Annotated in this window: 10 protein-coding genes and 1 CRISPR repeat array; all 10 genes read right to left on the reverse strand. The window is 25.1% G+C overall.

The window, feature by feature from the left end:
- Positions 1-1077 carry a carbamoyl phosphate synthase small subunit gene (locus SGLAD_RS03045; protein ID WP_134297573.1) on the reverse strand — a complete coding sequence of 359 codons (1077 nt, stop codon included), beginning with the start codon at positions 1075-1077 and terminating at the stop codon, positions 1-3.
- Positions 1062-2333, reverse strand: a complete 1272-nt coding sequence (locus tag SGLAD_RS03050) for a dihydroorotase (protein ID WP_134297574.1) — start codon at positions 2331-2333, stop codon at positions 1062-1064. Before SGLAD_RS03050 ends, SGLAD_RS03045 begins: the two co-directional genes overlap by 16 nt.
- Positions 2333-3229 (reverse strand): aspartate carbamoyltransferase catalytic subunit, encoded by an 897-nt coding sequence (locus tag SGLAD_RS03055; RefSeq protein WP_134297575.1) that lies wholly within the window; start codon positions 3227-3229, stop codon positions 2333-2335. The genes SGLAD_RS03050 and SGLAD_RS03055 overlap by 1 nt, the downstream gene beginning before the upstream one ends.
- A gap of 12 nt (positions 3230-3241) precedes the next feature.
- Positions 3242-4192: a dihydroorotate dehydrogenase gene (locus SGLAD_RS03060; RefSeq protein WP_134297576.1), complete on the reverse strand. Its 951-nt coding sequence runs from the start codon at positions 4190-4192 to the stop codon at positions 3242-3244.
- Between the two features lie 35 nt (positions 4193-4227).
- Entirely contained in the window at positions 4228-4545 is a 318-nt protein-coding gene (locus tag SGLAD_RS03065; RefSeq protein ID WP_134297577.1) for a hypothetical protein, read from the reverse strand.
- Positions 4546-4828: 283 nt separating this feature from the next.
- Positions 4829-6058: a serine hydroxymethyltransferase gene (locus SGLAD_RS03070; protein WP_134297578.1), complete on the reverse strand. Its 1230-nt coding sequence runs from the start codon at positions 6056-6058 to the stop codon at positions 4829-4831.
- A gap of 104 nt (positions 6059-6162) precedes the next feature.
- Positions 6163-12537: a CRISPR direct-repeat array (repeat unit 36 nt; unit sequence GTTCTACTACTACATAATTTTACAGGGTACCATAAC).
- A gap of 27 nt (positions 12538-12564) precedes the next feature.
- Positions 12565-13494, reverse strand: a complete 930-nt coding sequence (locus SGLAD_RS03075; protein ID WP_134297579.1) for a hypothetical protein — start codon at positions 13492-13494, stop codon at positions 12565-12567.
- Positions 13494-13817, reverse strand: a complete 324-nt coding sequence (gene cas2 / locus SGLAD_RS03080) for a CRISPR-associated endonuclease Cas2 (protein WP_243831610.1) — start codon at positions 13815-13817, stop codon at positions 13494-13496. The genes SGLAD_RS03075 and cas2 overlap by 1 nt, the downstream gene beginning before the upstream one ends.
- On the reverse strand, positions 13807-14712 hold the full coding sequence (gene cas1 / locus SGLAD_RS03085; RefSeq protein WP_134297580.1) for a type II CRISPR-associated endonuclease Cas1: 906 nt from the start codon (positions 14710-14712) through the stop codon (positions 13807-13809). Before cas1 ends, cas2 begins: the two co-directional genes overlap by 11 nt.
- 125 nt (positions 14713-14837) lie before the next feature.
- Complete coding sequence (gene cas9, locus SGLAD_RS03090) at positions 14838-18047, reverse strand: type II CRISPR RNA-guided endonuclease Cas9 (RefSeq protein ID WP_134297581.1); 3210 nt, start codon at positions 18045-18047, stop codon at positions 14838-14840.
- Between the last annotated feature and the right edge of the window lie 171 nt (positions 18048-18218).

Consider the following 18218-nt stretch of genomic DNA (forward strand, 5'->3'; position numbering starts at 1 on the left):
TTAATCTTGTGTTCCTTTCTTTACTATTTTTATAAAATTATCAAATAAATAGAATGAATCACTTGTACCAGGACATGAATCAGGATGAAACTGAACTGAGAATGCATTTAAACTTTGATATTTTAATCCTTCAATATCATTGTCGTTTAAACTTCTGTGAGTAATGATTGCTTTTTTTAGATCAACTGTATTTTCATCAACAACATATCCATGATTTTGAGAAGTTATACAAGATTTATTGTTTATTAAATCTTTCACAGGATGATTAATACCTCTATGCCCAAATTTCATTTTTTTAGTTTTAAAATCATTTGCTAAAGCTAATAGTTGGTGACCTAAACAAATTCCAAAAATTGGAACTTTTCCCATAATTTCTTTAATGACTTGTATTTGTTCTGTTAAAACTTCAGGATCACCAGGACCATTACTTAATAAAACTCCATCAACATTCATTTCTAAAATCTCTTTTGAAGAAATATTATAAGGAGCAACGATTATATTACAATTTCTTTTAAGTAATTCTTTTGTTATTGAAATTTTTAAACCATAATCAATTAATAAAATATTTCACTTTCCTCCATAAATATAATATTTATTTTTTGTTGAAACTTGTTCGACACTATTTGAAGGAATATTATAATCTTTTATTTTTTGTATATAAATTTGTAAATCTTTTTTGTTACAAACAATTGCAGCTTCCATAACTCCATGTTGTCTTATTTTTTTTGTTAACATTCTTGTATCTATATCACAAATTCCTGTGATGTTTTTTAATTTTAAAAATTCATCTAATGAAAGATTATTTCTAAAGTTAGATCCTTGTTTTGCGAATTCTTTTACAACAACTCCGTTACACTTTGGAGTTAAAGATTCATTATCTTCTAAATTGACTCCATAATTTCCAATTAATGGATATGTAAAAGTTATTATTTGATTATTAAAACTTTGATCTGTAATTGATTCTTGATAACCTGTCATAGCTGTTGAAAATACTAATTCTGCAATTACATCATTATTAGCACCAAGTTGTTTTCCTTCTAAAATTGTATTATCAGATAATACTAATCATCTTTTCATTTGACTTCTCCTTCAAAAATTGTTAATAAGTTTTTTGCAAATAATTCTTTATTTAAAAATGGTGTGTTTTTTGATTTAGATTTTATATTTTCTTTGTTTAAAACGTAACTACTTTCTAAATCTCATACTACTAAGTTTGCAATATGATTTTCTTTTATCTCATTTTGATTTAACTGAAATATTTTGTTTGGATTAGTGTGCATTTTTTTTATAACTTCTTTTAAAGATAAAATATTTTTTTTAACTAACTCTGTATAAATTAAATTAAAACTAAAATCCAATCCAATCATTCCAAAATTTGCTTTTTTAAAACTTATTTTTTTTTCATCTCAATGATGAGGTGCGTGATCTGTTGCAATACAATCAATTGTTCCATCTTGTAATCCTTTAATTAAAGCTAGTCTATCTTTTTCTTTTCTAATTGGAGGATTAATTTTATACAAACCATTATCTTCTTTAAAATCATTTGATTGTAAAAATAAATGATTAGGTGTGACTTCACAAGTTATGTTTAAGTTTTTTTTATACTTTCTAATTAAATCAACAGATTTTTTTGTAGTTAAATGTCCTACATGATACTTACAATTAATTTTTTTTAAAAGTTTTATATCTCTTTTTAATTGATTAACTTCTGATTTTTGACTAAATCATTTTAATTTTTTTTCTTTTGCTAACAAACATTTATCGATGTACTTATTTTTTTTTATTTTTTCTGTTTCAAGATGAATTGAAATTAATAAATCATATTTTTTTATTTGTTCTAAAACTTTTTTCATAGTTTTTTTATTTTGAATTCCATAACCATCATTAGAAAAATATTTTGCACCCGCTAATGAAAGTTTTTCAAAATCAACTAACTCATTTGTATTTAAATTTTTTGTAACTGCACACATTTGTTTTATGTTTAAAAAACTTTTTTCTTTTATTAATTTTTTTATATTTTCATAACTTTGTACATTATCTGGAACAGGATTTAAATTTGCCATTGCACAAAATGTTGTTACTCCACCTTTTAAAGCACTATTTGTAACACTAATTAAATCTTCTTTGTAATCATAACCAGGTTCTCTTGTGTGAACATGCACATCAATTAATCCTGGAGTTACAAAATTATTTTTTGCATCATACATTTCAAAACTATTATCATGTTTAATATTATTCTCAATTTTTATAATTTTTTTATTTTTTATTAAAATATCTTTTACAACTAAATTATCATTTTCAAAAAACTTTGCATTTTTAATTAATAAGCTCATTAAAATTTTTCCTTTAAGATTTCTTTTAAAATCGCCATACGCATATATAAACCATTATTCATTTGATCTAAAATTTTTGATTTTTGAGATTCTACTAAACATGATTCAATTTCAACATCTCGATTAACAGGACAAGGATGCATAATAATTGCTTTATCATTTAGTTGTTGATATCTTTTTTGATTTAATCCATATTTATTTAAATAATCAATTTCAATTTTATCTTCTTGTGATTGTCTTTCGTTTTGAATTCTTAATAACATTAAGACATCAATTTGTGAAATAATTTCATCAATATTTTTATACTCTCCATAAATTTGATACTCACTTTTATATCATTTTTTTGGACCAAAAAAGTATATTTTTGCACCCAGTGATTTTAATATTTTCATATTTGAATGTGCTACTCTAGAATATTTTAAATCTCCTAAGATTGCAATTTTTAAGTTTTTAAAATTTTTAAAATTTTCATAAATTGTCATTAAGTCTAACAAAGATTGAGTTGGATGTTCTCCTTCTCCATCTCCTCCATTAATAATTGAACAATTAATATTTTTACTTTCAATTAATTTTTCATAATATTTTTTTTGTTGATGTCTAATTACTAAACAATCAACTTCTAAACAACTAAAAGTTAAAACCGTATCATATAAAGTTTCTCCTTTATTAATTGAACTAGTTTGTGAATTAAAATTTATAACATCCATATTTAATTTTTTTTGAGCTATTTCAAAACTTTTATGAGTTCTTGTACTATCTTCAAAAAATAAATTTGCAACAATTGTTTTTTGTTTAACTCCAATTATATTTTTTGTAGCTTTTAATTCTAAAGCGGTTTTAATTAAGTTCAAGATTTGTTCTTCATTTAAATCACCAATTTGCAATAAATGTTTCATATCTTCTCCTTGTTATTTAATTTTTTGACTTTCAATATATCACTGTCTAGTTTGTTTAACTTTTAAAATTATTTCTTCTACTGAATTGTAATTATATTTTTGTAAGTCTTTTTCTAGATTAATAACCATTTTATATGCAGCTAATGGATCTCACATTATTGCACTTCCTATTCCTACAGCACTTGCTCCAGCTAAAAGCATTTCAATAACATCATCAGTATTTGAAATTCCTCCCACTCCAATTATTGGTATATCGACTGCATTTGAAACTTGATCAACAACTTTTAAAGCAACTGGTTTTAAAATTTTTCCACTCATTCCCCCGTATTGTCTTGGCAAGTTTGATTGACCAGAATTTAGATTTAAACTCATTCCCGAAGGAGAGTTTAATAATACAACTGCATCAATATTTTGTTCTTTACAAATTTTTGCAGTAGTAACAACATCAGCATTATTATTAGATATTTTTACAAATAAAGGTTTTTTACATACATTTCTTATTGATTTTAGTAAATCACCAAAACCTTCTACATCAGATTCAAAAATAATACTTTTATTTTGTACATTTGGACATGAAACATTTATTTCAATTGCACTGACACATTCAATTGGATTTAGCATTTCTACCATTCGTACATATTCTTCTTTTGATTCTCCTGCAATACTTACAATTGTTGGAACATTCATTTCTTCTATAAAAGGTATTTTCATTTCAATAAATCTTTTAATACCAACATTTTTTAATCCAACTGAATTAATATATCCGTTTTCAATTTCAACTAATCTAGGACTTTGGTTTCCTTTTCTTGGATTAAATGTTACAGTTTTTGTTGTAATTGCTCCTAAAATATCTAAATCATGAAAAGTTTCTAAATATTCTCCATGAACAAATGGTCCAGAAGCTATTGTTATAGGGTTTTTTAAGAATAATTGTGCTACTTTTGTTTTTAATTTTGTATCCATTTTTTTCTCCTTCTTATAAAAAAAGAACTAATTAATTAGTGAATATAAAAGTTCAAATGTAAAACATAAAAATATGTATTACTTAAACATTTATTTACTAATAAATTAGTTCTTATATTATTTAAATTGTTGTTTTGTTGCTCAGAAGTATAATCAACTAATGATCGTATTCTTTTAAGATAAGTTCTATTTTTAAAGTTAATATCAAAAATATCATTAGATTTTGCAAATAGTAACTTATAGCACTGATAAATACTATTTAAATATGCAAATTCAAGTTGATGAGAAATTAAAAAAGAATAATTGTTTGTAATTTTATTAGGATCTAAACCTTTTTTTATTATATTTCTCATAACAAATTCCTCAAAGCGAAAATATTTCATAACAAACTAGTTGTAAGTTATTATTTTCAAATAAGATAATAACTTATTATATTATCATTGTCAAACTTATTTTAAATTTAATTAAAATAAGTGTAGTTATACTAAATATATGATTTTTAATAAAAAAAGAAGGTTTTTCCTTCCCTGCATAGATATGTCCGTACTATTATTACGGTTAAGCTTTGCTACAAACTTCTATGTCTTACATAAAAATATTAACATTTTTTATGTAAGAATTAAATAAGTTTGATTTTTAGTATTTAATATTTTCATAAATAGGAAATTTATCACATAAATTTTTAACTTCGTTTTTTAATACTTCTAAATCTTTATTTTGATTTAAAGCATCAACAATTATACGACCTACTTCTTTAAACTCATTTTCTTTAAACCCTCTTGTAGTCATTGCTGCACTTCCAACTCTTAACCCTGAAGTATTAACTGATGATTCAGTATCAAAAGGTAGTAATTCTTTATTACATACAATTCCAATTGACTCTAAAATTGCTTCTGCTTGTTTTCCTGTAATATTAAATTTTGATTTAACTTCAAAATTAATTAAATGATTATCTGTACCATTAGTTAATACAAAAATGTCATTTTCTATTAAAACTTCACATAAAGCTTTAGCATTTTTAATAACTTGATTTGCATAATCTACAAAACTTTGATCGCTTGCTTCAATTAAAGCTTGAGTTTTTCCTGCAATTAAATGTTCTAAAGGTCCTCCTTGAGTTCCAGGAAATACTGCACTATCAACTTTTTTAGCATATTTTGCTTTACACAAAATCATTCCCCCTCTTGCACCTCTTAAAGTTTTATGTGTTGTTGTTGTAACAACATCTGCTACTAAACAAGGGTTTGGATGTGCTTTTGCTGCAACTAATCCTGCAATATGAGCCATATCTACCATTAAATATGCTCCTACTTCATCTGCAATTTTTCTAAATTTAACAAAATCTATTTCTCTAGAATAAGCACTTGCTCCAGCTAAGATTAAGTTGGGTTTAAATTCTAATGCTTTTTTTCTAACTTCTTCAAAATCAATATAATAAGTATCTTTATTTACTCCATAAAATTCAAAATTATATATTTCTCCTGAAAAATTTAGTTCAAATCCATGAGTTAAATGTCCTCCAGCTTTTAAATCCATTGCTAAAACTTTATCATTAGGTTTTAAAAATGCTTTATAAGCTGCTGCATTTGCTTGACTACCAGAATGAGGTTGAATATTGACATGTTCTGCTTCAAATAGTTTTTTTGCAGTTTCAATTCCTAAAGTTTCAACTTGATCTACAAATTTACATCCTCCATAATATCTTCTGTTAGGATAACCTTCTGCGTATTTATTTGTAAAAATTGATCCATTTGCAATTAATACTGCTTCAGATACATAATTTTCACTAGCAATTAATTCAATGTGGTTTTGTTGACGATTTAATTCATCGTTTAAAGATTGTTTGATAATTTCATTTAGTTTCATCTATTACTCCTATTACTATATAAAAATATTAACATATAAATAAAATAACTTATATTTGAAAATATTTTAAGTATATTTTGCTGTTTATTTTTTATTGAAACTTTGTTCTACTACTACATAATTTTACAGGGTACCATAACAGATGGAAGTTATGCAACAAGAACACTTACGTTCTACTACTACATAATTTTACAGGGTACCATAACTACCACCTCTTTTAGAAAATATGCCAAGTTGTTCTACTACTACATAATTTTACAGGGTACCATAACTCTTCCCTTGTTTCTGATTAACAGATCTATTGTTCTACTACTACATAATTTTACAGGAAACCATAACTACGGATTTGTTCCATTTGTCAACCATTAAGTTCTACTACTACATAATTTTATAGGGTACCATAACAAGGAGAAATATATGTTTAAAGCTTTATTAGTTCTACTACTACATAATTTTACAGGGTACCATAACCACTTTTAATAAATTCTTCTTTTTGATTTTGTTCTACTACTACATAATTTTACAGGGTACCATAACTAGAAGAATTAGACAAACAAGATGCTATTAGTTCTACTACTACATAATTTTACAGGGTACCATAACTTGTAAACTTGCATTTTTATATAGTCATTAGTTCTACTACTACATAATTTTACAGGGTACCATAACAATGAGCTACGTCAAGATGGTGGACAAATGGTTCTACTACTACATAATTTTACAGGGTACCATAACAACGAATATATTGCTAGTTTGATATTTGTTGTTCTACTACTACATAATTTTACAGGGTACCATAACTAATGAAAGATTGTGATTTATGTATAGAATGTTCTACTACTACATAATTTTACAGGGTACCATAACCATCCTTCTTAGTTCTTTCTAGTTTTTTGAGTTCTACTACTACATAATTTTACAGGGTACCATAACATGGGTCACAATGAAAAGTTATGAGTGTTTGTTCTACTACTACATAATTTTACAGGGTACCATAACTCTGTAAGTTACTTGCCTTACATTTATATAGTTCTACTACTACATAATTTTACAGGGTACCATAACATGGATATGTTTAAAACCAATTCTGTTGATGTTCTACTACTACATAATTTTACAGGGTACCATAACTAGTTTGCATTTCATTGTTGTCTCATTGTGGTTCTACTACTACATAATTTTACAGGGTACCATAACAATTTCTTTGTTAAATGCCTTTCATCTAAAGTTCTACTACTACATAATTTTACAGGGTACCATAACAACCTTTTTCAAATTTTCGATCTAGTCAAAGTTCTACTACTACATAATTTTACAGGGTACCATAACTCTGCAAGGAGTGAGTGACAATATTTTTATGTTCTACTACTACATAATTTTACAGGGTACCATAACTCTTGTTTTCAATTAAAATTTTTATTAATAGTTCTACTACTACATAATTTTACAGGGTACCATAACAATAAGTGGTGAAACTTATATTGATTTTTTGTTCTACTACTACATAATTTTACAGGGTACCATAACATGAAGATAGATTTAGAAAAAGATTTACAAGTTCTACTACTACATAATTTTACAGGGTACCATAACGCACTTGGAATATCGTTAATGTCAATTGTTGTTCTACTACTACATAATTTTACAGGGTACCATAACCTGTTGTGATTAAATTAAATGTATATACTTGTTCTACTACTACATAATTTTACAGGGTACCATAACTATTAAAAGAGTGAACATTCATTTTTTTAATGTTCTACTACTACATAATTTTACAGGGTACCATAACCTGTTTCTTTATTTTCTATTGATATTAATAGTTCTACTACTACATAATTTTACAGGGTACCATAACAATAAGTGGTGAAACTTATATTGATTTTTTGTTCTACTACTACATAATTTTACAGGGTACCATAACTAGCCTTTTGTTCTTCAAATTCTTTTCAATGTTCTACTACTACATAATTTTACAGGGTACCATAACTACACAAACTTTAAGATTAACCCATTTGTAGTTCTACTACTACATAATTTTACAGGGTACCATAACGAAGGAGCAATTTTAAGAATTGACGGAGAAGTTCTACTACTACATAATTTTACAGGGTACCATAACTATAACTTATATTAAAAACAACATTTTTTAGTTCTACTACTACATAATTTTACAGGGTACCATAACCCTCATTCGCTTCTTCTCAACTATCTTCGTGTTCTACTACTACATAATTTTACAGGGTACCATAACTTAATTTATATCTAATTTTAAACATTTTTAGTTCTACTACTACATAATTTTACAGGGTACCATAACAACACCTTGAGTTTTAATATAAGGTATATTGTTCTACTACTACATAATTTTACAGGGTACCATAACGTTGATTTAGCAGATAAATTAAAAGATTTTGTTCTACTACTACATAATTTTACAGGGTACCATAACTCTGTAAAGTACTTGCCTTACATATATATAGTTCTACTACTACATAATTTTACAGGGTACCATAACGCAAACGAGTTGGACAATGAAGTAAAGATAGTTCTACTACTACATAATTTTACAGGGTACCATAACTCACTAGAAATATTGTAATCAATTCCTTCGGTTCTACTACTACATAATTTTACAGGGTACCATAACTATCAAATATAATTTTTCTTCCTATGAACCGTTCTACTACTACATAATTTTACAGGGTACCATAACACTACAATTATGTTGTTTTACATAAAACTTGTTCTACTACTACATAATTTTACAGGGTACCATAACTCATTAATGTTTAACCTTTTTACTCTCTTTTGTTCTACTACTACATAATTTTACAGGGTACCATAACAAAGGCTTACTAATGTTTAAGGTATCTAACGTTCTACTACTACATAATTTTACAGGGTACCATAACTAAGAAATCAAATGGTTGCAAAGTCAATCGGTTCTACTACTACATAATTTTACAGGGTACCATAACAATAAACTCATTTGAAAACAAATTTGTCTTGTTCTACTACTACATAATTTTACAGGGTACCATAACGGCAAATTTAAATATGTTGGATTAGATAGCGTTCTACTACTACATAATTTTACAGGGTACCATAACAACAATACCCTAAATTTTTTTTGCTTAATAGTTCTACTACTACATAATTTTACAGGGTACCATAACTTGTAAGTCTTGGTGGAAACCCACTTGTTTGTTCTACTACTACATAATTTTACAGGGTACCATAACATGACTTTGTTGATTGTCATTGTGTATAATGTTCTACTACTACATAATTTTACAGGGTACCATAACTATCTCCCATTATATTTTATAATTTGCAATGTTCTACTACTACATAATTTTACAGGGTACCATAACATAAGTAGTATTTAGGCATAGTTTCTTGTAGTTCTACTACTACATAATTTTACAGGGTACCATAACAAGTGAAGAATTTTACCTTGATTAGGTTTAGTTCTACTACTACATAATTTTACAGGGTACCATAACTAGTTAAAGTCTTAATAACAGATTGAGCATGTTCTACTACTACATAATTTTACAGGGTACCATAACCAAACAACATATGTTTTGGCAAAAAGATAAGTTCTACTACTACATAATTTTACAGGGTACCATAACATCTAGTTGCAAAACTTTTTAAATTACAAGGTTCTACTACTACATAATTTTACAGGGTACCATAACTGAATAACAACTCATACTTTTAATTTTTTTGTTCTACTACTACATAATTTTACAGGGTACCATAACGTTTTTGGGTCAATATAAAAATAAACTCAAGTTCTACTACTACATAATTTTACAGGGTACCATAACTTATCTGATGATCGATTAGTATTTTCACAAGTTCTACTACTACATAATTTTACAGGGTACCATAACATACTATCAATAAAAGTTTCTTTTAGTTCTGTTCTACTACTACATAATTTTACAGGGTACCATAACGTATAAATATGTATATTTCTTTTTATATCAGTTCTACTACTACATAATTTTACAGGGTACCATAACCACTAGTTGGTGGTGAAATTGCTGCTAAAAGTTCTACTACTACATAATTTTACAGGGTACCATAACTGGTTTTGTATAAATCATAAAGCAAATATCGTTCTACTACTACATAATTTTACAGGGTACCATAACACATAACAACATCTAATAACTCAGTTAAAAGTTCTACTACTACATAATTTTACAGGGTACCATAACATAAAAACATATGTAATACACTATTTTTATGTTCTACTACTACATAATTTTACAGGGTACCATAACTATGAGATGATATTAATTGATAGGAGAAAAGTTCTACTACTACATAATTTTACAGGGTACCATAACCAAGGACATTAATTAGTTAATGTTCCTTACGTTCTACTACTACATAATTTTACAGGGTACCATAACTTTTATAATGAATTAGATAATTTTAAAAAAGTTCTACTACTACATAATTTTACAGGGTACCATAACCATCACTGTCTTCATCTATTACAATGCAGTGTTCTACTACTACATAATTTTACAGGGTACCATAACTATCTCATCAACCTAATTTGTAGTGATTGAGTTCTACTACTACATAATTTTACAGGGTACCATAACATAAAATGTTTTCATAAGCATCTCTTTATCGTTCTACTACTACATAATTTTACAGGGTACCATAACTTAGAAATAGTAAACACATGCAAAGAAAATGTTCTACTACTACATAATTTTACAGGGTACCATAACTAGTTGATATTAAAACCAATCGTGTATTAGGTTCTACTACTACATAATTTTACAGGGTACCATAACGGAAGGCCATAATATCAAGGAATAGCTTTTGTTCTACTACTACATAATTTTACAGGGTACCATAACTTAAAAAAGATGAAGATGACTTTGAATTTGGTTCTACTACTACATAATTTTACAGGGTACCATAACTCAATTTGTAGTTGGTTTGCTTTAATAAAAGTTCTACTACTACATAATTTTACAGGGTACCATAACAGAACAATTACAAAATATATTAGATATATTGTTCTACTACTACATAATTTTACAGGGTACCATAACTATTTTGATATTTTTTTACATTTAATTTTTGTTCTACTACTACATAATTTTACAGGGTACCATAACAACGAGCTACGTCAAGATGGTGGACAAATGGTTCTACTACTACATAATTTTACAGGGTACCATAACGTCCTGGCGAAGGTTATGCAATCCCAAAAAGTTCTACTACTACATAATTTTACAGGGTACCATAACTATCTCCCATTATATTTTACAATTTGCAATGTTCTACTACTACATAATTTTACAGGGTACCATAACTGTAGCAATTTTCTATACAATTGCTACATAGTTCTACTACTACATAATTTTACAGGGTACCATAACACAAAAGAGCAATTAATAGAAGCATTAACAGTTCTACTACTACATAATTTTACAGGGTACCATAACCCAACGAGCAAAGCCAAAATTTTTGAAAAAGTTCTACTACTACATAATTTTACAGGGTACCATAACTTGATATATGGTTGCTAAAAATAATAACGAGTTCTACTACTACATAATTTTACAGGGTACCATAACGATTGTATTTTTTGTTTAATGAATAAACAAGTTCAACTACTACATAATTTTACAGGGTACCATAACGATTTATATCATTTCTAATTGCTACTAAAAGTTCTACTACTACATAATTTTACAGGGTACCATAACAGATTGTAAAGTAACTTGATAGACTATCTCGTTCTACTACTACATAATTTTACAGGGTACCATAACAAACAAGGGATGAGTGAGTTTTAAACTTATGTTCTACTACTACATAATTTTACAGGGTACCATAACTTGTAATATATTGTTTTGCTAAAACTCCCAGTTCTACTACTACATAATTTTACAGGGTACCATAACAACAATGAAAAGGTAACAATCAAGGTATGGGTTCTACTACTACATAATTTTACAGGGTACCATAACACTCCACCATACAAATAAAAAGACTTGATTGTTCTACTACTACATAATTTTACAGGGTACCATAACAATCAACAATTTCCAGATTTTGATATTTTTGTTCTACTACTACATAATTTTACAGGGTACCATAACACCATTGTACTATCAATCATTAATGTTTTAGTTCTACTACTACATAATTTTACAGGGTACCATAACTAGCGAATGTACTTACAAATTAGTTATAACGTTCTACTACTACATAATTTTACAGGGTACCATAACACATTGTTTCATAATCTTCTGTTAAATCTAGTTCTACTACTACATAATTTTACAGGGTACCATAACGGTCAATGTATTGTAATATTTTCTTTGTTTGTTCTACTACTACATAATTTTACAGGGTACCATAACATGTTAATTCAACTGCTCATTCCATTTCATGTTCTACTACTACATAATTTTACAGGGTACCATAACCTCAAATCAAGTGTTTTTAAAAAATAATTATAAGTTTAAAAGGTAATGGAAAACAGGATAATTTATTTCTAAATTTTTACTATTATAACTACTTATTAAGTTTTTAGTATTTAAAAGTAGCTCATTATAAAAGTCATTTTCTAAAGTACAATTTGAAAAATTCATATAAAACTTTAAATTATCAATAATAACTGATAAATCTAGAAACTTATTATCTATTCATATTTTTAAATTTTCTAGATTTAAATCATCTTCATAAATAAACTTGTCACTAACAATTGTAAATTTTTTTAATTCTTTTATTTCATCAAAAAACTCTTTTATTTCTGTATAATTTAGCCCAAAAAATGGATTTACAAATAAAAAATGTAAATTTTTATCATCAATTATTAATAAATTTTTTAATATTTCAATATATATTATTCTTAACTTAGCTTGATTTAAATAAGTGTTGGTTTCATTATCATCATTATTTTGTAACTTTAAAATTGTTTGATCACAAATATAGTTTATGATTTGATCTTGAATCTCTATAGTTATTTTTAAACCTAATTTAGATTCTAAATTAGTAATTAAATTTTCAATTATTTTGAGTTCAGTTAAATCAATTGTATTAATAAACCCAAATAAAGTTGATAAACTTTGAGAAGAAAAAGCATCATAAGTTATACAAAGATTTAATAATTCTTTTAAAATAGTTTTACTTCCTCCACAAATACTTTTAGAAAAATCCATAAAGTTGGGTACCTTTATTAATTTAGTTGTTGATTTATCTATCATAATATCATTTTCTTGCATTTTAATTTCATAATCTGGACTTGAAAATTTGTTTAAAAAACTTAAATTTAAAGCTAGTTCTAAATCATTTATAGTATCTAAATTATTTATAATAAATACATTATTGTTTGTAAAATTAAAGTTAATACTTTTATTACTATTTTTATTTAAAATTTTCATTATATTTCTATAAGCCTCCTATCATCATTTATTAATTCATTATTATTTTTTTTACCAACAACAATCTTAATATTTTGATATTGTTTTTCTGTAATAATTAGAAACCTTACATTACCAAGCTTAGGTAAAAATTTATTAATTCTTTTAATAACAAAATCAACACTTTCTTTGTTGTAACAAATTTTTGAATAAATTGAATATTGCATCATGTGAAACCCTTCTTTAAATAAGTTATTTCTAAATTTATTATAAGATCTTACATTTTCTTTAGAATCAAAAGGTAAATCGTAAAATACCATTAATCTCATAAATCTATAGCTCATAATATTCTACTGATGAACTTATAGGATAAATTATATGATTATTGTATTTATCTTCAAAAAAGTTTAAAACCATATCAACATATTTATCAATAGCATTTGTTAAATAGATTTTATTATTACCATAAATAACTTTAGAGTTTAAAATATTTATTAATTCTAATTTTGTAGATCTAGAAAAATAATCAATTTGTGTTACATATTTATAAACATAATTATCAACAATTGGGCGAAATGGTTCCATTAAATCATCTGCAAGAGCAAAAGCATTGTACATATTATGATGAAATAAGGCTATGCTTGGATGAAGCCCTTTTGAAGTAATTGATCTGATAAATGCATTTCTTATAATTGTATAACCAAAGTTTAAAGCTGCATTTATGTGATTTTCTTTTTCTCTTGTAAAAGTGTTTCCAAATAGTTCTTTAAAATAAACCTTAGCAGCATGTCCTTCTCTATTTGTTGAATCACTAAATTTCATTTCTTCAATATATTTGTATAACAAGTTAACTTTTTCTAGACTTTTTAAGTTAACTTTTAATATATCAATTTGTGCTTCAATTTTTTGTTTTACAATTTGTGTTCATAAATATAATTTATCTTCTTTTTTTCAATTTAATTGATTATTAATAATTTTTAATTGTAAGTGATTTGCTTCAATTGGTTGAATAATCGATATTGGTTTTAACTCTACATCACAAATTAAAGTTAAAATCTTTTTTTGAGCAAGTTTATTAATAATTCTTGTAGTAACAACAGTTTTATAATTTTCAAATAATATCGCATTAATATCATCAAGTGGGATATGATACTTAACATTTGCACTTTCAACAACTAAATTATTTAAAAATAAATTTATTCTTTCTCCGTCTTTAATAATTATTGTTTTTCAAGACATTTTTTAATAAAAAAAGAGGAATAAATTCCTCAGTTACGGCATTAAAGCCTTATATATGATAGTCCTGTAAAATTATGTAGTAGTAGAACTCATATACATAATTAATATATCACATAATATTTTAATTAGTCAAGATATTTTATTTTTGTTCTTGTTAAATTTGATGTAACAAGTCTGATTTTTTTCATTTTCTTAATAGTCTTGAAAATTCTTTTACCTTTTTCAACACTTTTATTTAAAAATTTGAACTCAAAACTTTCTGAATTCTTATTAAATCCCACAACGATATAATTTAAAATTTCACCATCATATTCAAACATCAATTCATTATTTTTAAATAATGTGAATTTTTTCTTATATGTTTCATCAATTTTATATAATAATTTTTCTTGCTCATACTCTTTTGTTTTAAAATTAATATTTGAGTTATTTTTATTACTTACAAAATATGCTACTTTATGAGTAATTGGTAAAACTTTATACAAATTATATTGTTGTGAATAAAATAAGTCTCAACCTAAAGTATTTGATCCTGTCATTACAATTTCTTTACCTTTTTTAATATTTTTAAATTTATGAGTAATTTTTGTATATTGATTAACAACTCCATTATTGTATTTTAAATATCTTATGTTTGGTGGATTTTTTTCATTGGATTGTTTTAAAATCTTTTCATTTAATTCATAAACAAAATGATGAAATGGGTTTTTAACTGGTTTATTATCTTTATCAACATCATTTATATAAGTATCATATATTTTTTTTAAATGATTAAATGTTTTTGGATCTGACTCATAAACTAATAAATCTTTATAATCTATGGTAAATAACTTATTAATTTTTTTTATTTTTTCTGAATCTTTTGATAATAAATCTATTTTTTCAATTTTATATAGATTATTGTCAATTACTTTGCAACTATAAATAGTTTCATTAAACATCATTTTGTTTGAACTTTTTTCTATCTTTTTAGTAAATTTATAATCAAAACTATTAATGTCATTAACGATTAAGTTTATTTCTTCTCTTTTAATAATTTCTTTTTCATCTAATTCTCCAATTATTTTATTCATAGTTCTTCCATCATAAATATCAATAATTGGAGCTAATGCACAAATTGTTGCATCCACTGCATGATGTTTAAAATCATCACGATCTTTTTTAGGTAAATATAAGAAGTTATTTCTTATATAATTTGTAAATCCCCCATTAATTGTTTTAATTGAATAAGGTTTTTTTAATTCTTTTTTAAAAAAAGTTAAATAGTTTTTTACTTCTAAAGTTGCATATCTAGTATCATTTAAGTTTCTATTAATAAAACTTTTTTTAACTTCTGTGTCATTTATATCTTGTTCAAATATTAAATTTTGATACTTATTATAACCATACTTTCCAAATTTTTTACTTCCAACATAATTTATATACATTAATGATTTAAATTGTTCTCAATCACGATGTATTTCTCTAAAGTATTCATATGGTGTTTTTTTACCCTTTTGTTGATTTTCATTTTGTAATACCAATACTTTATTGGTTCTAGAATCGTCTAATGACACTGAAAAAGGAATAATATGATCAATTTCACAATAATTTGGATCATTAAAAAGTCTAGTTATATCTATTTTTTCACCAGAATACACACATTTACCATCTTGTTCATTTAATAAAGTTAATTTTAATCTTGTTTTAAAATCAATTCTTTTAGTGTTTTGATTATAATTTTTTTCAATTTCAGTTCTTTCTTTTTCATTTTTCTTTTGAATTTCATTAATATATTTTTTTCTATCTTCTGAATTTGATTCTCTTGCTAATTCAATTACAATATCTTTAATTTCAATATCAGACATTTTTTCAATTTCTTTAATGATTTTTAAACTTTCAATTAAAGATCTTTTAACAACTGGAGATATATACATCTCTGAAATTTTTTGTCTTAAAACAGGCATTTTTGTAAATTTTCTATCTATTTTGATGTTGTAATCTGGTTTTATATTATTTTCAGAAAAAATTTGCATGTGATTTTTATTTTCATATCACATTTCTTCAATAGCAATATTCATAGTTTTTGCACTTAGACTATGAGTACCTGTTAAACTTATTAAACTAATTGCTTCAATTTGTTTATCATCTAATAAATTGCTATTTATTTTTAAAAGTTGTTCTTTTCTAGAATCTGAACTTTGAAAAACAGTTAGTATTTCTACAATTTTATCTAATAAATCAATATTTTTTAAACTTATAAAATCATACTTTAAATTTGAACTTATTAAAATACTTCTAATTTTATTAATAGATTCAAATTTTGTGAAATTTGGTTTTTCATCTTTATCGATTCGATAACCAGTAATATCACTTTCTTTTACTTTTAATAACTTTGCAATAATTTTTAAAGTAATATTTTTACTTTTAGTACCATCATGGTTTATTACAGATTCAATTACTTCATACTTTTGATCATAAGTTAAACCGTTTTCAACACCATTAATCTTTAAATTACATAAATCATTTAAAATATTAAATAAGTATGAAGTCATTGAATGTTTTGGTGCTCTTTTTTCTTTACTATTATATGTATCATAACCAGAAAGACGTTCAAAAAATTCTGATTCATCTTTTCAGCCATACTCACTTTTAGTTGTTTTTGAACTAGTAGTTCATCCAGGACCATCAAAATATTGTCTTTTTCTTTCGTATAATTTTATAAAACTTTCTTTAAATTCTTCATTTATTAAACCATTAGCTATTTGTGTATCTAATATTTTTTCGACTTCTTTTTTATATCAATCATGAGCAATTAATGCATCTTCTGCTTTTAATCCTCGATACTTACCAAATGTTTTAAAATTGTTTGCTTGAATATCAACAGGAAGTTTATCTTGTTTTGCATTAATTTCATCTAAACTAACATCTTCTTTTTTTTCTTTTTTTAATTCCATTAAATCGTCTTTATAATTAAAACTTCCTCTTTTTTTAGTGTAATTATAAAGTATTAACATTAATTCTTGTAAACTTATATTATTTTCAAGTGATTTTTTTCTAACTTCTAAATAGTCAATATTAAAATCAAGTTTATAAAAATCTTCATAACTATTTAAAAAATCAAACTTTACAAATAAATTTAGTAAATCTCTTTTTCTTAAAACTTTTCTTCTTAGATTTCTTCTTCTTCCTCTTTGCATTCTTCTATCAGAAGTAGTAGAAGTTTTTTGACCTCCAGCATTTGCTTCACTAAATAAACGTGATCCTGCATTTATGATTTTTTTATTTTCTATATCATAAATTGATCATCCAACTGAAGCTATACCTATATCTAATCCTACATTTACTTTTTTCATACCATTACTCCTTTTATTCTTAAATATTTAACTATAAACTTATCTTATATTCAAGTTAAAAACAAAAAAACAACTCTTAAGAGTTGTTTTTTAAACGAGTTATTAATAATATAACAAGGTTCAAATAAATCGCTTTTACAGAATAAAATTCTGTCTCAACAATTATTTGTG

This window comes from Spiroplasma gladiatoris (genome assembly GCF_004379335.1).
Taxonomy (GTDB): Bacteria; Bacillota_I; Bacilli_A; order Mycoplasmatales; family Mycoplasmataceae; genus Spiroplasma_A; species Spiroplasma_A gladiatoris.